Origin of the sequence: Methanolobus sp. ZRKC3 (genome assembly GCF_045291275.1) — an archaeon.
Taxonomy (GTDB): domain Archaea; phylum Halobacteriota; class Methanosarcinia; order Methanosarcinales; family Methanosarcinaceae; genus Methanolobus.
Window position 1 is genome coordinate 1,843,778 of sequence record NZ_CP146982.1, and the last position, 17,780, is coordinate 1,861,557.

At 44.2% G+C, this 17,780-nt stretch carries 24 protein-coding genes; 12 read left to right on the top strand and 12 right to left on the bottom strand.

Annotated elements, in window-relative coordinates; all coding sequences use genetic code 11:
- The first annotated feature begins 4 nt into the window (after positions 1-4).
- The 6 genes from V7O66_RS09370 (at position 5) to V7O66_RS09395 (ending at position 3,830) form a co-directional block, all read left to right on the top strand.
- Positions 5-463, top strand: a complete 459-nt coding sequence (locus tag V7O66_RS09370) for a universal stress protein (protein ID WP_406660044.1) — start codon at positions 5-7, stop codon at positions 461-463.
- 11 nt (positions 464-474) lie between these two features.
- Positions 475-1,329 (top strand): CBS domain-containing protein, encoded by an 855-nt coding sequence (locus V7O66_RS09375; RefSeq protein WP_406660045.1) that lies wholly within the window; start codon positions 475-477, stop codon positions 1,327-1,329.
- A 65-nt stretch (positions 1,330-1,394) separates the two neighbouring features.
- A complete protein-coding gene (locus tag V7O66_RS09380; RefSeq protein ID WP_406660046.1) occupies positions 1,395-2,078 on the top strand; it encodes a 2,5-diamino-6-(ribosylamino)-4(3H)-pyrimidinone 5'-phosphate reductase in 684 nt (227 codons plus the stop codon).
- Positions 2,079-2,193: 115 nt separating this feature from the next.
- Positions 2,194-2,673, top strand: a complete 480-nt coding sequence (locus V7O66_RS09385) for a thioredoxin family protein (protein ID WP_406660047.1) — start codon at positions 2,194-2,196, stop codon at positions 2,671-2,673.
- 21 nt (positions 2,674-2,694) lie between these two features.
- Positions 2,695-3,351, top strand: coding sequence for a cytochrome c biogenesis CcdA family protein (locus V7O66_RS09390; protein WP_406660048.1), 657 nt, complete (start codon positions 2,695-2,697; stop codon positions 3,349-3,351).
- 212 nt (positions 3,352-3,563) lie between these two features.
- Complete coding sequence (locus tag V7O66_RS09395; RefSeq protein ID WP_406660049.1) at positions 3,564-3,830, top strand: hypothetical protein; 267 nt, start codon at positions 3,564-3,566, stop codon at positions 3,828-3,830.
- 6 nt (positions 3,831-3,836) lie between these two features.
- On the opposite strand, the gene V7O66_RS09400 is transcribed toward V7O66_RS09395, so the two are convergent.
- The 9 genes from V7O66_RS09400 to cbiT all read right to left on the bottom strand — a co-directional run bounded on the left by V7O66_RS09400 (position 3,837) and on the right by cbiT (position 8,555).
- Positions 3,837-4,046 (bottom strand): hypothetical protein, encoded by a 210-nt coding sequence (locus V7O66_RS09400; RefSeq protein WP_406660050.1) that lies wholly within the window; start codon positions 4,044-4,046, stop codon positions 3,837-3,839.
- 12 nt (positions 4,047-4,058) lie between these two features.
- Positions 4,059-4,226 (bottom strand): hypothetical protein, encoded by a 168-nt coding sequence (locus tag V7O66_RS09405; RefSeq protein ID WP_406660051.1) that lies wholly within the window; start codon positions 4,224-4,226, stop codon positions 4,059-4,061.
- 37 nt (positions 4,227-4,263) lie between these two features.
- Complete coding sequence (locus tag V7O66_RS09410; protein WP_406660052.1) at positions 4,264-4,995, bottom strand: precorrin-8X methylmutase; 732 nt, start codon at positions 4,993-4,995, stop codon at positions 4,264-4,266.
- The gene (gene cobJ / locus V7O66_RS09415) at positions 4,985-5,776 is read right to left on the bottom strand and encodes a precorrin-3B C(17)-methyltransferase (RefSeq protein ID WP_406660053.1); all 792 of its coding nucleotides are present in this window, start codon (positions 5,774-5,776) and stop codon (positions 4,985-4,987) included. The genes V7O66_RS09410 and cobJ overlap by 11 nt, the downstream gene beginning before the upstream one ends.
- Positions 5,745-6,098, bottom strand: a complete 354-nt coding sequence (locus V7O66_RS09420) for a cobalamin biosynthesis protein (protein WP_406660054.1) — start codon at positions 6,096-6,098, stop codon at positions 5,745-5,747. The genes cobJ and V7O66_RS09420 overlap by 32 nt, the downstream gene beginning before the upstream one ends.
- The gene (locus V7O66_RS09425; RefSeq protein ID WP_406660055.1) at positions 6,095-6,541 is read right to left on the bottom strand and encodes a cobalamin biosynthesis protein CbiG; all 447 of its coding nucleotides are present in this window, start codon (positions 6,539-6,541) and stop codon (positions 6,095-6,097) included. The genes V7O66_RS09420 and V7O66_RS09425 overlap by 4 nt, the downstream gene beginning before the upstream one ends.
- Positions 6,542-6,603: 62 nt before the next feature.
- Positions 6,604-7,347, bottom strand: coding sequence for a precorrin-4 C(11)-methyltransferase (gene cobM, locus V7O66_RS09430; RefSeq protein ID WP_406660056.1), 744 nt, complete (start codon positions 7,345-7,347; stop codon positions 6,604-6,606).
- Between the two features lie 18 nt (positions 7,348-7,365).
- Positions 7,366-7,980, bottom strand: a complete 615-nt coding sequence (locus V7O66_RS09435) for a cobalt-factor II C(20)-methyltransferase (RefSeq protein ID WP_406660057.1) — start codon at positions 7,978-7,980, stop codon at positions 7,366-7,368.
- A 20-nt stretch (positions 7,981-8,000) separates the two neighbouring features.
- On the bottom strand, positions 8,001-8,555 hold the full coding sequence (gene cbiT, locus V7O66_RS09440; protein ID WP_406660058.1) for a precorrin-6Y C5,15-methyltransferase (decarboxylating) subunit CbiT: 555 nt from the start codon (positions 8,553-8,555) through the stop codon (positions 8,001-8,003).
- Between the two features lie 107 nt (positions 8,556-8,662).
- Here cbiT and V7O66_RS09445 point away from each other — a divergent pair, with 107 nt between their 5' ends.
- A complete protein-coding gene (locus V7O66_RS09445) occupies positions 8,663-10,147 on the top strand; it encodes a cobyric acid synthase (protein WP_406660059.1) in 1,485 nt (494 codons plus the stop codon).
- Between the two features lie 95 nt (positions 10,148-10,242).
- Here the strand turns inward: V7O66_RS09445 and V7O66_RS09450 are convergent, their stop codons facing one another.
- Genes V7O66_RS09450 through feoB form a run of 3 tightly spaced genes read right to left on the bottom strand, consistent with a single transcriptional unit; the run spans position 10,243 to position 13,081 of the window.
- Positions 10,243-10,896, bottom strand: a complete 654-nt coding sequence (locus V7O66_RS09450) for a metal-dependent transcriptional regulator (RefSeq protein ID WP_406660060.1) — start codon at positions 10,894-10,896, stop codon at positions 10,243-10,245.
- Positions 10,893-11,057 carry a hypothetical protein gene (locus V7O66_RS09455; protein ID WP_406660061.1) on the bottom strand — a complete coding sequence of 55 codons (165 nt, stop codon included), beginning with the start codon at positions 11,055-11,057 and terminating at the stop codon, positions 10,893-10,895. Before V7O66_RS09455 ends, V7O66_RS09450 begins: the two co-directional genes overlap by 4 nt.
- Complete coding sequence (gene feoB, locus V7O66_RS09460) at positions 11,054-13,081, bottom strand: ferrous iron transport protein B (protein WP_406660062.1); 2,028 nt, start codon at positions 13,079-13,081, stop codon at positions 11,054-11,056. The genes V7O66_RS09455 and feoB overlap by 4 nt, the downstream gene beginning before the upstream one ends.
- 265 nt (positions 13,082-13,346) lie before the next feature.
- Between feoB and trpD the strand changes: the two genes are divergently transcribed.
- Genes trpD through V7O66_RS09485 form a run of 5 tightly spaced genes read left to right on the top strand, consistent with a single transcriptional unit; the run spans position 13,347 to position 17,766 of the window.
- The gene (trpD, locus tag V7O66_RS09465) at positions 13,347-14,408 is read left to right on the top strand and encodes an anthranilate phosphoribosyltransferase (protein WP_406660063.1); all 1,062 of its coding nucleotides are present in this window, start codon (positions 13,347-13,349) and stop codon (positions 14,406-14,408) included.
- The gene (locus V7O66_RS09470; RefSeq protein WP_406660064.1) at positions 14,362-15,039 is read left to right on the top strand and encodes a phosphoribosylanthranilate isomerase; all 678 of its coding nucleotides are present in this window, start codon (positions 14,362-14,364) and stop codon (positions 15,037-15,039) included. Before trpD ends, V7O66_RS09470 begins: the two co-directional genes overlap by 47 nt.
- Positions 15,032-16,606 carry an anthranilate synthase component I gene (gene trpE, locus V7O66_RS09475; RefSeq protein ID WP_406660065.1) on the top strand — a complete coding sequence of 525 codons (1,575 nt, stop codon included), beginning with the start codon at positions 15,032-15,034 and terminating at the stop codon, positions 16,604-16,606. Before V7O66_RS09470 ends, trpE begins: the two co-directional genes overlap by 8 nt.
- Positions 16,603-17,190, top strand: a complete 588-nt coding sequence (locus V7O66_RS09480; RefSeq protein ID WP_406660066.1) for an anthranilate synthase component II — start codon at positions 16,603-16,605, stop codon at positions 17,188-17,190. Before trpE ends, V7O66_RS09480 begins: the two co-directional genes overlap by 4 nt.
- 24 nt (positions 17,191-17,214) lie before the next feature.
- Positions 17,215-17,766, top strand: coding sequence for an adenylate kinase family protein (locus tag V7O66_RS09485; protein ID WP_406660067.1), 552 nt, complete (start codon positions 17,215-17,217; stop codon positions 17,764-17,766).
- Positions 17,767-17,780: the final 14 nt, after the last annotated feature.

The following is a 17,780-nucleotide window of genomic DNA, read 5'->3' on the forward strand; positions in this document are numbered from 1 at the left end:
GATTATGATAAGCAATTTATACAAAAAGATTTTCATTGCAACTGACGGATCCGAGCAAAATAAGGAAGCTGTCAAGCATGGTCTGGAACTTGCTAAAATTAGTGGGGCAAAATTATATGCCGGCTACGTGGTTGACACCGCAGCCTTTGCATCCATCCCCATGGACGCGGGATGGGAAATGATGTATGAACTTCTGGAACAGGAAGCAAATGATTCAACCGGCTTAGTTGGAAAGATGGCAGAAGAGGAAGGTATCGAGAATGAGACGATCGTGCTCGAAGGACATCCCAGCCATGAAATAATTGAGTTTGCGGAAAATAATGATATTGACCTTATAGTAATGGGAACCCTTGGAAAGAGCGGATTGGACCGTTTCCTTCTTGGAAGCGTTGCCGAGAAGGTCCTGAGGAATTCAAAAGTACCTGTATTGGTAGTTCGCGGAAGCGCTGCTGAAGAAGAATAAGAGGGTTCATAATGCCGAAAAACATTAAAGTCGAAGACATCATGCAGAAAGATGTCGCTTTTGCCACACTTCCCGGATCAAGGGACGAGGTCCACATATTACTGAAAGAACAAAAGGTATCCGGTGTACCGGTTCTTAAGAATGGAAAAGTTGTTGGCATAGTCAGCAGGGCAAATCTGCTGAAAAACCCTGAAGAAGAGCAATTAGCTTTGCTGATGACACGTGATCCTTTGACCATTTCATCAGATGTGGACATAACAGTTGCAGCAAAGATGCTTCTTGAAAACAACATCAGAAGAATGCCTGTCGTGGACGATGAAAAGCTTGTGGGAATCATTTCCGTAGCAGATATTGTAGCTACGCTCGCTGATCTTGACATACAGGACCACGTTGGACAGTACCTGAATCCCACATCAGTCCCTGTATGGACAAACAGCCCATTGAATGTAGTTGCAAGAACAATGGAACTTGCAAAGGCAAAGGCAGTCCCTGTGATCGATGATGAGCTTGAAGTAGTAGGTATAATCACAGACCGTGACGTGATAAGTGCAAGCGTCATAGAGGACAGTGTGGAAATGTCTGACATGTCCAATGGTTCAGATGATGGTGAATGGACCTGGGAATCCATGAGAGATACCATGAGCATCTATTACAGTGTTTCAAGGGTCAAGGTACCTGCGATCCCTGCAAAGGATGTAATGGTCTCAGACCTCGTTAAAGCGGCTTATATATCAGGAGTCAGTGAATGTGCCCTGAAAATGAAGCGCAACAGGATCGATCAGATTCCTATAGTCAATGCAAATCAGAGATTCCTCGGCCTCCTCAGAGACAGAAATCTCCTTGAAGCGATTATAAACGGTAACTAAAAACTGGTGAGCTGACTCTTCGAGTCGGTTTACATATTTTCTATTTTTATTCTAGAAGTGATCATATGCTCAGACCTTTTGTTTTCATAAATTCAGCAATGTCAGCGGACGGCAAGATATCAACAAAGGAAAGAAAACAGGTTCGAATATCAGGAAGTATTGATTTCGACAGGATGGATGCACTAAGAGCAAGTTCTGATGCCATAATGGTAGGCATAGGTACTGTGCTTGCAGATGATCCAAGTCTTACAGTAAAATCTGATCAGAGAAAACTGGAAAGAAGAAACTCCGAATTGTTTGAGAATCCCATCCGGGTAATCATTGACAGCAAGGCAAGAACCCCCCTGGATGCAGATATATTCAAGAAAGGAGAAGGTAGGAGAATTGTTGTTGTTTCCGGCTCCGCCCCAAAGGAGCGGGTCGAGAAGCTTCAGGAACAAGCTGTGATCATTGTTGCCGGAAAAGATAAAGTCGACCTCAAAGTTGCCATGTACAAACTCAAGGACATGGGAGTTAACCGATTGATGGTAGAAGGTGGGGCAACCCTTAATTGGGGAATGATATCCGCCGGGCTTGTTGATGAGATATATACATTCGTTGGGAACCTTATAATCGGTGGAAATACTGCACCAACACTTGTAGATGGCGAAGGGTTTACAGAAAAAGAGATACATAAACTAAAGCTCATTGACGCAGAAACAATGGAAGAAGGCGTACTGTTAAGGTGGAAAGCCCATTCAGAGAGCTGAAAACCACAGTTCTTTTTTTTACACACATGGTTGTGTACGGTACGCGACCAACCGCCCAAACCGATATAAATCAGTAAAAGCATATAAACAGATAGAGAACATTGGAAGTATTAACATGAGAATTACCAAGCTATCCATCCTATTAATTCTTGCTCTGACCATCATGCTCAGTGGATGCCTTAATGACAGCAATACATCACAAGAGGGAAGCAATCTCATCGACCTTACCAGCATTCAACAGCTCGATGAAGCACTTTTAAGTGGGCCGGCCATAGTCATGATCGGCTACGATACCTGCCCTTCGTGTATTGTCATGAAACCCGTTATGGAAAACGTATTCATGGAATATGAGGATGTGGCAAGCGTGATGTATCTCAATACAAGGAACACACCAGCCCTTGCATCACAGTTTGGTGTCGGGTATGTTCCTGATTCCTTCGTAATAGTTGACAAAGTAGAAGGAGAATACGTCTACATGAGATACGACGGTACTGCCATTACCGAAAGAAACAATGCAAGATTTGTGGGAGTAGTCAAAGAAGAGACTGTTAAAAACACTCTGGATTACGCCATTGCAGCAAGAGAACAGGAATAAACAGGATATTTCCTGACAGACATGTATCCTGATACATTCACCATAGGTCCACTTGCAGCATTCCTTGCGGGCATCATCAGTGTACTGTCCCCTTGTGTACTTCCACTGCTACCAGTGATCTTTGCATACTCCACAACAGAAGGAAAGTTCAGACCATTGGCCATTGTTCTGGGACTTATACTGACATTTACATTAATGGGGATAGCAGTATCGTCTCTCGGGGCAGCTATCCAGCCTTTCATTGATGATCTAAGAATAGTGGCAGAACTGCTGATCATAGTATTTGGGATAGCCATGCTGACAGACATAGAGATGTTCAGCATTGTCAACAAATACACAGGCAATATCCATGTGGAGAAAAAAGGAATCTTCGGTGGACTCCTGTTGGGAAGCGCTCTGGGAATTGTCTGGATCCCATGCGTGGGACCAATACTGGGAGCAATACTCACAATCGTAGCACTTGAAGCCAGTATTGTTTATGGAGCAACACTCCTCTTCATATATTCACTGGGCTTTGCCGCTCCCATGTTGATAATAGCATATTCCACAAAATTCTCATCCGAAAAACTCAGAACTATTTCAAGATATGATATAGATCTGAAGAAAATAGCAGGGATCGTACTTATTATCACAGGCCTTTGGATGATATACAGCAACCACATTTCAGGATATCTATAAAGCATCCGGATTATTTTAGAAAGCAGGCCAGATGATCAAAAAAGTAGAACATGTGAATTTCTTCAGTCAATTACTCATTTATGTGAAGTAATCATAATGATTAATAAAGTTGAAAGCATACTTTTAATTGGAATAATGTTCACAACTATAATTTTTGGCCCTATAGCAATGAGTTGGAAAACAATTGACAAGCGGGTTGAAGGTGTTAAATAATGGAAATAATGATATGTAGACCAAAATATACACTCAGGGCAATCAGATATGATGGAACAACTGAGTGTGTTGAATTCATAAAAGAGCATTTTGAGGGAATAGACTTAACAGAAGTCGGAGATCAATTGTTTTTCAATCAAAGTAAAAAACCAGTATTAGTTTCTACCGGGATGATAGTTATGGAAAAAATATTCGACAAATTGAATAGTAAATCGTTTTCGGTTGAAACCGAAAAGATGTTCAATAATCTATATACAGTATATTGAGTGTGATTATACACACTCTTCTTTGATTTTAATTTTGATTTTTTCGATTTCTTTTTCACTTTCATTGATATGAAAATATGCATAAAAAGAAGTTACGTGGCAAATATATTTTTGAATTGTAGTTGGTGCAATGTTTCTCCCGGACTGTGGGCCTTTTTGCATCTCTAAATACTGCCTGAACTGTGGTATAAGCCAAAAGATTTCCATCTCGCTCATCAGTGTACCGGCTTATATATCCGCCCGTGCAGAGGAAATTAATTCAGTAGGAGTCTTGCCACAGCATTCGGTGTAATGTACCATTGCAGATAGATAACTAGCCCATGTCTGAGCTGCAGGTGAGGTCAACGCATACAATTGCTGCATGGTTGGCTCACTTTCCAGCGTCTTCCTGCCCATAAGACAGGTTATAGAACATCTTCAATATAGAAGCTGTTCAGTCAATTACACATTCATCGTCGTTTGCAATTGCAACAAGTTCATTTACACAAGCTACTGCCATTGGGGTTCCGCCACGTGTGCCCACACATGTGATGGAAGGCACATCAGCTTCCCTGACAACTTCCTTGGATTCTGCCGCGTTGACAAAACCCACAGGAGTGCCTACAACGATAGCTGGTTTGATGCCGTGCTCGATCATTCTGCAAACTGCAAAAGCGGCTGATGGTGCATTACCAATGGCCACAATTGAACCTTCCAGTATATCCTTGCATTTCAAAAAACCTGCTGCAGTCCTTGTGATACCATATTTGCGGGCAAGCTCTGCATCCTCATCCTTATCGAGTACGCAGATAACCTCACAGTTATGACCTCTCTTTGTAATTCCTGCCTTGACCATATTGATATCAACAAGAATAGGAGCACCTTTTTTGATAGCTTCGACACCTGCTTTGATAGGATCATTGACAAAACGCATGAGGTCAGCAACCGCAGGGTCACCTGTTGAGGTAACACATCTCTGCCTTATTTTATCCTCGATTGTATCGTCACCCACGAGCTTTTTAGCAATGTTACGACTGGTCATGTAAATTGCCTTTGCCTCATCGGTTTGTGAGCCAAGGTCGGTGCAGATGTTGACAAGCGCCGGGTCGATCTCTGTGGTCATCTCCACAAGATCTTCCAAGTCCACATCAGCCTGCTTTTTAGGATCTGTTGCTTCAGTAGTCATATTTCCTATGATACCCCCTTGGAGTTATTATTCTCTTACCATGTGCTGACTCCCATATACGGGAATCATTGGTTGTGATAAGGATGGTAGTGCTCATATCTACCCAGTCATTATGATCCATCACTTCACCGAGTGTAGTGACTATGTAATCCTGCCCCTTGTCCCTCAGTGCGTTCTTCACAAGACCCACAGGTACGGAATCGTCCTTATGGCGCCTGATTATCTCAATAGCTCTTGAGAAATTGGACTTGCGCTGGCGGCTCTTAGGGTTGTACAGTGACATCACAAAATCTGCGGATGCAGCTGCATCAAGTCTTTTCTCGATTACTTCCCATGGAGTCAGAAGATCACTGAGGCTCACAGTACACATATCGTTCACGATGGGTGCGCCCAGAACACTTGCTGCTGCTGTGATCGCTGTGACACCAGGCAGAACCTCTACCTCAACATTAAGATCTGCATGTTCTGCAACCTCAAGGACCAGACCTGCCATACCATAGATGTTTGCATCCCCACCACTTATCATGGCGACAACATTATCCTGTGCAAGTTCCACTGCCTTTCGGGAACGATCTACTTCCTTACCCATGGAGCTGCGGACTATTTCCTGTTTGTCCAGAAGGCTTGCCATCTGATCCAGATATGTGCCGTTTCCTACAATATAATCCGAATTCTCAATGACCTCTTTTGCACGTACAGTGAGTTGATCAACAGAACCCGGGCCTATACCAATGATGTAAAGTTTTCCTTTACTCTGCGATTGCGATTGTGACCCTGCCATATACTTTCTTCCTTAGTATCAATTTTTTATTATCTGATAGCGCCAGTGCAGACGGCTCTGCAACACCTTTTAAGCCAAAGCGTTTTGCCTGCGATTGTGAAGGCGCATCATATTTGTTTAATTCATCATGATCTATGAATCTGATTTCAATGCCAAGAATGTTTGCGGCCTCATGGAGGCCTTCTTCATCCGCTTTCAGTTTTGCAGATGAGAGCATCCGCACATCACTGATATTCCTGCCAGCCACATCCAATGCATTTTCAATTGCATCCAGTACTTCCTGACTGCTGACCCCTCTACGGGCCCCTATACCAATGATCATGCATCCTCTGCCTTTTCTCTTTTAAGAACAGAAACATCGTCCCCTACAATAACTATTTTAGGACCTTTGATATCAAGAACTTCCACATCCTGGTCAAGCAGGGCACAATTCACCTGCACGGTGGAAGGCTTGTTGACGATGCCACAGCCGAGGGACTTGGCTATACCCTCTACAGAATTTTTGTTATGAACCTCTGTGGCTGTTGTTACCACAGGGACAGGACCTATCTCGGAGATCTTCCTGACAGCTTCATTGCCGCCATGATGACCCCCCAGCAGAGGGATGGCAAAATTCATATTAGAATCAACCACCACAACTGCAGGATCCTTCCACTTATCTTCGATAAGAGGTGCTATCTCACGTACTACGATGCCTGTGGCAAAAACAGCCACAATTACATCATATTCCTGGAAAGCCCTTTTGAATACGGCCTTGTCATACATCAGGACATCCGCATCCAGATGTCCTGCCAGCCTCTGGGCAACCTCGAGATTTCGCTCAAAGGTTATGACAGCGGTTCTTGTGCCACTCCGTATAAGTAAGACCTCCCGTAGTTTCCATATTCTACAGGGTCAACTACCCCGCCTATCAATATCATAGCAGAGCGCTTGATGCCTGCTTCCTTGACCTTGGATGCTATGTCTGCAACAGTACCCTTTATGATCTTCTGATCAGGCCATGATGCATGGAACACAACTGCCACAGGAGTGTCAGGTGCGTACTCCACCTTTTCCATGATCTCTTCTATCTTCTGGGTACCCAGGAAAACAGCCATGGTTGCATTATGTCTTGAGAGTTCCTTTATCTTGTCTTCCTCAAGGGTCTTTCCTGCCGGGCGTGTGATTATGAGAGTTTCTGACACATCATTGAGGGTCAACTGAGTCTGAAGTGCTGCTGCTGTAGCAAACACAGAGGAAACACCAGGGATTATCTCAACTTCAACATCGAACTTTTTGAGTTCCTCGATCTGCTCCACAATGGAACCGTAAAGGGAAGGGTCGCCGCTGTGCAGCCTTACCACATTCTTTCCGGCCCTGAGATTGTCAACTATGAGTTTGTTGGTCTCATCAAGAGTCAGACCGTAACTGTCGATCTTCTCTCCCTTTGAGTAATTAAGCACTTCAGGATTCACAAGAGAACCTGCATAGATAACAAGGTCAGCAGCTTCTAAGAGTTCACGACCCATTACTGTGATATATTTAGCATTACCAGGTCCTGAACCTACAAAATAAACTTTATCTTTTGTCATTTTGATACTCCTTGTAATCTATTCTTCCTTTTCCGCAAAGATGATGCTGAAATAGTTACCCTTTTCAGGAATGTTCTCTTTGCCTTCTATGATAACCTGATTCGGACTGAAAAGACGCTCGGCAAAAGTAAATTTGTTAAACCCTTCCTTCTCGAAGGATTCCATTATTTCATGTGGTTTTGTTGCCTTCAGTCTTATCTTGTACTTGCTCTGCGAGCCGTCACTGACCTCGAAAGACGAATCAACCTCTGCACCGGTCTGTGCAGCGAATGATGTTATCGAGCTGATTCCCGGAATTGTTGCCATTTCCACATCAGGATAGAATTTGTTCATTACACGTTTTAGATGCGTGAATGTTGAGAAGAAGTTAGGGTCGCCGATCAGCCCAAAAACAACAAGGTTATTTTTGGATTCTTCTGCCAGCTTGTCAGCATTCTTCTTCCAGACAGCGTTTAGAACGTCATAATCGGTCAACATTGGGAAATCCAGGATCTCCGCCTCTGCGTAAGGTGCTACCAGTTCAGCTGCCATACGGCCGGGAACGTACACCTTATAACTGTTTTTCAGGGCCTCGACAGCTTTCAATGTAAGAAGCTCCGGGTCACCTGGTCCAAGTCCTACTCCAATAAGCATATTGTATCACCAAATTAAAATTATTTATTACCTGACCTTCCCACAACAATGTATACGGGATTTTCAGGTTTGAACATCGTTTCGCCTGTTAAAGGCACTCCGCGAGAAACTATTATATGCAAAACCTCATCGAATAAGTCAAGTTCTTTCATCTTATTTATTACAGTTACGACAGTCTCTATCCTCACAGCATTCAATACGATGCTTCTTGCTTTCTTCTCGGCCAGGACCTCAAGAACACGAGAGATATTCTTGGTACCACCAATGAAAGCACAATCAATGCTTCCCACTGGCTGCTCAGAAAGTATTTCAGATGATTCACCCGAATGAACACTTGCATTTTCGATGTCAAAAGCAGCAAAATTTGTCTTTGCTACTTCGATAGCCTCTTCTCTGGCATCGATGGCATTTATCTTAAGATCACGTACCATTTTACTTGCTTCAATTGATACGGCACCTGTACCACAGCCAACATCGAAAAAACTATCTCCATTTCTTAAATCAAGTTTAGATAGGGCTATTGAAATTATCTCTGGTTTTGTGGGTCCGCCACTTACATGCAAAAGTTCAGTCATGTTTCACCTTAACTAAGATTAAATGGAGTTAAGTAGATATAACTTGCCCCTCATAAAACTTGTAAATCACAATGTAAAATGAGGAAATATCACAAAGGGTGTTGAAAATGGATAATGGCAAAAAAACAAAGAAATTATTGGTCCTGGGCACTGCATCCGATGTTGGAAAGAGCATAATGGTCACAGGTCTTTGCAAGATACTGTCCAGCAAATATAAGGTAGCCCCTTTCAAAGCCCAGAACATGAGCCTCAACTCATGGATCACAAAGGATGGCAAGGAAATTGGAATTGCGCAGGCAATTCAGGCAAAGGCTGCGGGCGTGGAACCAACCGCAGATATGAACCCTGTATTACTCAAACCAAAGGGTGACCGCACATCTCAGGTAATAGTGCTCGGGGAACCGTACGCAGATAAAACCGCAGGCAATTATTACGATTCAATTGATGAGATGCATGATGTCCTCAAGGGAGCACTTGAGAGACTTGAATCAGAATATGAACTGATAGTCATGGAAGGAGCAGGCGGAGCCGCAGAGATTAACCTTTATGAACGTGACATCGTCAATGTAGGAACAGCAAGGATCACGAATGCACCTATTATCCTGGTGGGAGATATCGAGTCAGGAGGAGTGTTCGCAAGTCTCTACGGAACAAAAGAGCTGCTCCCGGAAGACATCAGTAAGAATATCAAAGGCTTTGTCATCAACAAATTCAGAGGTGACCCTGCCATACTGGAACCGGGGCTGAAACAGCTTGAGGATCTGACCGGAGTGCCCGTGCTTGGAGTGCTACCCTACTATAAGATAAAGATCCCATCCGAAGACTCAATGGCCATCAATAAGAAGAAAGGACAGATGGATGAAGAGGGCATCAATGATGTTGAGATCGCTGTCATCCGCCTCCCAAGAATATCAAATTTCACAGATTTCGAGCCACTTGAGAGGGTTGCGAAAATAAGATACGTGGACCTGGATGAGAAACTTGGAAAACCGGATTGTGTTATCATCCCGGGCACCAAGAATACGATCAATGACCTGCTCGACCTGAAGGAAAGCGGCATGGACATCCAGATAAGCGCCCTGCAGGGCAAGATACCCATCTTCGGCATCTGCGGAGGATACCAGATGCTTGGAAAGACAATTCATGACTCGGGTATTGAGAACGGGGTTGAGGCAGACTACGAAGGACTTGGTTTGCTTGATATCACTACAAGCTTCGGAGCTTACGAGAAGAAGACTGTACAGGTAAGAAAGGAAGTAGTTGCACAGGGACCTATTTTCAATCATATTAAAGGAGAAGAGGTTACTGGCTACGAGATCCATATGGGAGATACGAAGACAGAAAGAACTGTTTTCGGAGATGACGGTAGCATCAATGAAGATGGAACAGTAGTAGGCACCTACCTGCATGGCCTTTTCGAGAATGAGAACGTAAGGCGCGCACTTGTTATTTATCTGGCAGAGAAAAAAGGCATCGAATACGTCCCAGAGGTCGTAACAAGCGAGGAAGAAGCCTACCAGGAACTCGCCGAAGTGGTAGAGAACTGTCTGGATATGCAGAAGATATATGAGATAATAGAAGCCCAGGATTGAAAAAATTCCTGTAACTACTAAGTTCAAACAAAGGTTAAAAAATCGGGAACTAATGAACTTTGGACCTTCGATCCAAAGTACATAAGGAATTACTATTAGTTCCCTTCAATTCTCACATAGATACTGTCTGCAATTTCAGTGTCAACGGCATATCTTGTGTGGTTCAGGTCAAAAACATATGAAGGATATGACTGAACAAGGTTTACGGATATACCCGGAAGCACACCCATTGCAAGCATCTTTTGCATTTTCTTTTCTTCCCTCATGTCAAAATAAGCGATCTTACCGCTTTGACCATTCTGCAATGATGAGAGAGGAGCAACTACATGCTCAAGTTCTTCTCTGGCCTTTTTACAGCACTCCCCCTCAGGAATTTGTTTTCCATGCGGGCATGTACGCGGATGACCCAGCAATATGCATACGTTCTCGTCAATGCCCCTGTGAAGTATGTGCTCGAACTCACAGGAGGAACTGCGCACATATTTCTCCTTTGTGTTTAACACATCCACAAGAAGCCGCTCTGCAAGCCTGCGCCTTCTGACCACAGTCCTACCATTGCCAGCCCCTGCTTCTGAAAGCCCGGCACGTGAATCACATAATACAATGTTCCCGGTCTCAAGCAATTCCCCGATAACAGATGAATTTATATCCAATCCAAGTGACACAAGGTCTATTGAATCATTTTTTTCTTCATGGACATGCACCCACATCCTTTCAAGAGCGTTCTCTGCGTCTTCACTTATCTTCATTTGAATATCCCTCTGATAATTTTTTCCAGTTTTGTTTCAGGTGCGATCTCATACCCACAGTTAGGGCAGCGTTGCATGTTACACGAGCTGAACTTTCCACAACCCGAACATTTCGACCTGTCAGGCTCGTCGAACTCCATTCCACAAAGAGGGCACTTCATAGCACCACTCCGAAAGTTGTGAGAATATGGTTCACGATGAATCCGACAGCAAAGGCACTTGGGAAAATGAACACTGCCATTGCCATAGCTATCTTGACACCTCTTTCTTTCACAGTTACCAAAAACTGGGCAATGCAAGGCATGAATAGGGTCAGTGTTATGGCGGCAACCACAAGATTTACTCCGGTCAGCATTCCGGCATTATACATGTCGAACAGTCCAGCGGCACCGAAATCCCTCCTGAAGAAACCATAGAAGAACATCAGTCCCGCTTCAGCCGGAAGACCTATCCACTGTGAAGGATAGCCCAGCAGGTGAACAGCTATCTGGAACAGGCCGGTAAGTCTTCCCACCCATATCAGCACACTTGCAAGAACGAAGAGAGGGAGTACTTCAAGGAAATACCACTGCATTCTTGAATATGTCTTTACAAGCACATTAGATACCTTAGGCAGTCTCAATGGAGGCATTTCGATAAAGAAACTGGGACTTTCACCAGGCAATACCTTCGATGAGAGATAACCTATTAGCAGAAGCTCAAAACCAATGGCAATTGCCCATATTGCCAGCGCGGTTCCACTGAATGAAAGTACACCCAGTATGACACCGAGTTGTGCAGAGCATGGAATTGCCAGTGCCAGCAGCATACTTGCAATTACCTTTTCCCTCTTTGTCTCAAGGGTACGGGTGACCATGGTTGCCATGGTAGCACATCCAAAACCGAGCACCATTGGAATGACTGCTCTGCCACTCATGCCCATCTTTTTGAAAACACGGTCTATAAGCATTGCAAGCCGGGGCAGATATCCCGTATCCTCTATGATAGAGAACACAATGAAAAATGCTCCAACCAGAGGCATGATAAGTGCTATTGCATATGTTACTGCCTGTGTCAGTATACCATACTCACCTACAAAGAGGTCCTGTATTATCGGGTATGGCACAAAGGAATTGAAACTCCCTATGACCCAGGGATTGATCATCTCACCGAATAGTGTGCTCTCAAGATAGTCCACAACAGTCCCTGCTGCAAAACCGCCTACGAACTTGTACAGTCCAAAGTACAGGACCAATAACAAAATCGGAACACCTGTAATAGGTTTTATCAGAAGTTTATCAATACGTCCCCTGATAGATGATATATGTCCGTTTTGTGTTGCTGCAACACCTTGTCCCACAGTATTATCCGTGACCATGACAGAATCAACGATCTCATTGACAAAATCCTGCCTTTCTACGGTCATTACATAATTAAGGGGATCAGAGTATTCCTTTTCAGTTCCTTCTACAATCTTCCCGATAGCTTCGATATCCTCATTATTCAGTTCCACCTTTTCAAGCGCAACACTATCATTCAGGAGAAGCAATTGCGCAAGCGTCTTGTTTGATATCTCATATTCTGACTTTATCAGTGAGGATATCGTATCAATAGCATACGTTATTCCCCTGCTGTATTCCACTCTGCTGGCAACAGGTTGAAAGACATAAGAGGATATTGCATCTTCAAGTCTGTCCAAGCCCTCTTCTTTTATTGAAGTTGTGCAGATGACCGGAATCCCAAGCTTCTTTTCGAGCTTCGATGCATTGATACTTATCCCCCTTTCAGAGGCTTCATCCATCATATTCAGGACAAGTATAAGAGGAACCTCAGCCTCGATCAACTGAAGTGTTAAAGGAAGCATACGCTGAAGATTTTTGGCATCCACCACATGCAGGTAAACAAACGGTTTCTTGTTGAAGAGGTAATTTTGTGAAACCCTTTCTTCATCTGTGATCGGTTGCAGAGAATACATCCCGGGAGTGTCTACTATTTCGTACTCCTTTCCTCCGATCATCCCCTTCCCCTTACTTACAGCCACCGTGGTTCCCGGGTAATTGGAAACAACAGCATAACTGTCCGAAAAATGGTTGAAGATAACACTTTTTCCAACATTCGGGTTCCCTACAAGAATTACCCTTTCAAGGCTCCCCTGAACATCATCTTCAAAATTACAGCAACTTTTTTTATTAATTATGTTTAACATTTTTTAGCAATCCTCCTAATTGTAGGTATGCCTATTTTTAGAAGATATAGCCAATATTCAAATATAAACGTTTTCATACATAACATTTTTAGGCACTCCAACAAAAAGTATGCTTCCGAACATAAACATCAACACAGAATGAATTGTACATTTTAAAATTAGCAAAAAAATAAGGAATTTACAAATCCACAAATCTTAAATATCATAGCTGCTTTCTAAGCATTGGTGTACATACATATACATTGATGCAGTCAGAGGTACTCGGATGAAGACATATATCAAGAAAATCAGTGAAGGAGAAAGCCTTACGATAATAGAAGCCGAAGATGCCATCACAAAGATATTCACAGAGGCCACGGACGCTCAGATCGCAGGCCTTCTTATGGCTTTGAAAATGAAGGGAGAAACTCCTGAAGAGATCGCAGGTTTTGCCACTGGAATGAAAAAGGCAGCCAATACCATCCACCCGGAAGTTGAAGGAGAACTTGTGGACGTGGTGGGAACCGGAGGAGACAGACATAATACCATCAATGTCTCAACAGCTTCTGCAATCGTTACCGCCGCAGCGGGAGTGCCTGTTGCAAAGCACGGCAACCGCTCCATAACTTCCCTGTCAGGAAGTGCGGATGTGCTCAAAGAACTTGGGATCAAGATCGACAAGGAACCCGAAGAGGTTAAAAAGTCAATCGAAGAGAAGGGAATTGGTTTCATGTTCGCACCCATGTTCCACCCATCAATGAAAAGAGTGGGCGGCATAAGGCAGGAAATGGGCGTAAGAACAGTGTTTAACATGCTCGGGCCACTTACAAATCCTGCAAATGCAAAAGTGCAGCTTGTAGGAGTCTTCGACCAGAAGTTGTGTAAACCTTTTGCACAGGTCATGAAGAAACTGGGAGTTGAAAGGGCAATGGTGGTCCACGGAGACGGCATGGACGAGATATCCAACATATCAGAGACATGTGTTGCCGAACTGCGGGATGGGAAGATCAGTACATACACCATCACCCCTGAGGAATTAGGCATCAAAAGGGCAACTGCTAACGACATCGTTGGCGGCACACCTGAAGAGAATGCAAGGGACATAATCTATATACTCAAGGGGGAGAAGGGACCCAAGAGAGATATTATCGTGATGAACTCTGCTGCCGCACTCTATGTGGCTGGAAAGGCAGATTCCATCAAGGATGCGATACCCATTATAGAGGATATCATTGACAGCGGTAAGGCACTGGAAAAACTAATAGAGTTCAGTGATGACAAACAGGCTTGTGAGGCACTAAATGAGAAACATACCAAGAGTGAAGATATGCGGTATGAAGTGTGCTGAAGATATCGAACTGGCAGTGAGATACGGAGCCGATGCCGTGGGTTTCATCACCGAAGTGCCAGTGAACAGCCCGCGAAACATAGATGCCAAGACTGCCTCTGAACTTGTTAAGAAAGTACCACTCTTTGTAGACTCAGTACTTGTCATCATGCCAGCCAGCGGAAATGAAGCACTTGAACTTATCAATAAAGTGGAACCGGATGTAGTCCAGCTCCACAATGAGATCAGTATTGATGAGATTGAAATGATCAGAGATAACTGCAAACTGAAGATCATCAAGAATTTCACAATACCAGTGGAAAAACATAACGTTGCAGAGGACATAATTGAACGTATTAGTATGCTGGCAGATAGTGACCTGACAGATGCCATACTGCTGGATTCAGGAAAAGCCGGAGCTAGTGGCGGAACGGGGCTTACCCATGACTGGTCTGTCAGCAGACAGATAGTCGAAAATACAGATATTGAAGTAATGCTTGCCGGTGGCTTGAAACCGGAAAATGTCCGTGAAGCAGTTGAGCAGGTCCAGCCCTTTGCTGTGGACACAGCTTCAGGAGTAGAGACAGAAGGACGTAAGGATCCTGCGAAGATATGCAGGTTCGTAAGAGAGGCAAGGTGTGTTAATGGTTGATTTTGATCTTAGTAAGGAAGAGTTCACAGCTCTTGTTGAGAGCTCCCCCAAACCTGCTATAGTACAGCTTATGGCAAAGGTGGAGAACGTTTGCAACCCCCTCCAGTTGTATGCCACCCTGCAAAATGCGGGACATTCATACCTCCTGGAATCGGTGGAGAAGGAAAAGAAGCATGCAAGGTATTCATTCGTAGGGTCCGAACCTGAGATGATAGTATCCATACAGGACAAGTACCTGACCATAGAATGTCAGCAGAGCTCGGAACTCACGAAGTATATCTATGGAAAAGTAAAGGCAATGGGAGATACGGAGTCTCTCATAGGTGGCAAAATAAAGGTCAAGGTCGAAGATGGAAAGGATGCACTGGATGCTTTTCGCAACATATTCCCCACAAGCAATGAAACTGTTCTGTTGAATGAGAAGCGTTTTGACAGGCAGACATTCCTGGGAGGAGCCATCGGCTACAATAGCTATGATTATGTCTATGACTCGTGGTTAGGAATAGAGAAAAAGCCTGATGCAGACACTGCTGACATGCATTTTGCCATCATGTCAAAGACCTTTGTTTTTGACCATGTGACAAATGAAACCTACATGGTGCTCACGCCATTTGTAACAGATAATAGTGACCTTGATGCTGTGTACGAGCATGCCCATGCGGATGCACAGCTCATGGAACGCTCTTTGCGCATGGCAGCAGTCATCAGCATAAGTGAGGACATACCTGCAAGTGCCAATGCGGAAAAAACAGTGGCAAACATGGACCAGGATACCTTCGAAAAAGCTGTCCTCGCAGCAAAACAGCATATCATTGACGGAGACATATTCCAGGTGGTCATTTCCAGGCGTTATACTGCTAAAATGAGCCAGACACCCCTGCAACTCTACATAAGGCTGAGGAGTATCAATCCCAGCCCATACATGTATATCTTTAATTTCAGGGATGTGGGCATTGTTGGCGCAAGTCCGGAAACCCTCATGACGGTTTACGAGGACAGAGTAATAACCAATCCTATTGCAGGAACCTGCCCCAGAGGAAAGGATGATGCAGAAGACAGGGAACTGGCTGCCCATATGCTCGAGGATGAGAAGGAACGCGCCGAACATATCATGCTTGTAGACCTTGGACGCAATGATGTCAGGATGGTTTCAAAGGGAGGAACTGTGAATGTGGATGACCTGATGAGTGTCATCAAATATTCCCACGTGCAGCATATCGAAAGTACCGTCAGCGGAGAGCTGCGGGATGAGTGTGACCAGTTCGATGCCACAAGGGCGGTATTCCCTGCAGGAACCCTTTCAGGCGCCCCCAAGATCAGGGCAATGGAGGTAATCGATGACCTTGAGTCCGAGTCCAGAGGGATATACGGAGGAGGAGTAGGCTACTATTCATGGAATGGTGATGCGGATTTCGCAATTGTCATCAGGACCGTACTGATAAAGAACAACACTGCTTACGTACAGGCAGGTGCCGGGATCGTGGCCGATTCAGACCCCACGTACGAATATGTGGAAACCGAGAGAAAAATGGCTGCAATGATAAAAGCCATCGGAGGGGGACAATGAAAATACTTTTCATAAACAATAAGGACTCTTTCGTCTGGAACCTTGTCGACTATGTATCCATATTCGAGCCGGATACCGTTGTTGTCCCCAATACCATAAGCATTGAAGAGGTAAGGGGCATTGAGCCAGATGCCATTGTGATTTCGCCTGGCCCGGGAACCCCTCACAAGCCAGAGGATATCGGTACATGTCTTAACATAATCAGGGAATTCGGACAGAGGATACCGGTACTTGGAGTATGCCTTGGACACCAGGCAATAAATGTCGCGTTTGATGGCAGCATAGGACATGTGAAGGGCGGACCTGTGCACGGAAAAACTTCCGAGATCACGCATGACCCATCTGCACTTTTCGATGAGGTACCCGAGACATTTAGCGGTGCAAGATACCATTCCCTTGCAATAGAGAAACTTTCAGACAGCTTGAAGGTCACAGCAAGAACTGCAGATGACATCATAATGGCAGTTGAACATATTGAGTTCCCTGTTTTCGGAGTACAATTCCATCCTGAATCAATACTCACCGAAGAGGGAATGAAGATCGTTGAGAACTTCCTTAAGATTGCAGGCAGGGACAAGGATTAAGCATTTGCAATTCTTTTTAGAGCTATGCTTGTAGGAATAACAGGTACACCAGGAACTGGCAAGACATCAGTAACAAGCTTACTGGAAGAAAGGAACCAGCATCGAATAATCCATCTCAATGAGCTCATCAAGGAAGAAAAACTCTACTCTGAGGTGGATACCGAGCGTGACTGCGTGGTAGCCGATATGGACCTTGTGGAAAACAGGGTGCTTGAAATTGCAGGCAAGGATGAACATATCACCATAATCGACAGTCATCTCTCCCACCACATTGCAGATAATGTCATTGTTTTGCGAACTTCTCCCGAAGTGCTCAGGGAAAGACTTGCAAAAAGGAACTACTCTCCAGAGAAAATAGAAGAGAACCTTGAAGCTGAAGCCCTTGATGTTATTCTTGTGGAGTCAGTAGAATGGTGTGAAAAAGTCTTTGAAATTGACACGACTGAGCTTTCACTGAAAGAAACAGTCATGAAGATCGAGGAGGTCCTGAAAGGGATGCTTCAAAATGATGTTGAGGAGTTACTGGACAAATACAGACCAGGTTCTGTGAACTGGAGTGAATACTTCTTTACTTAGAGGTTTCGGCTATT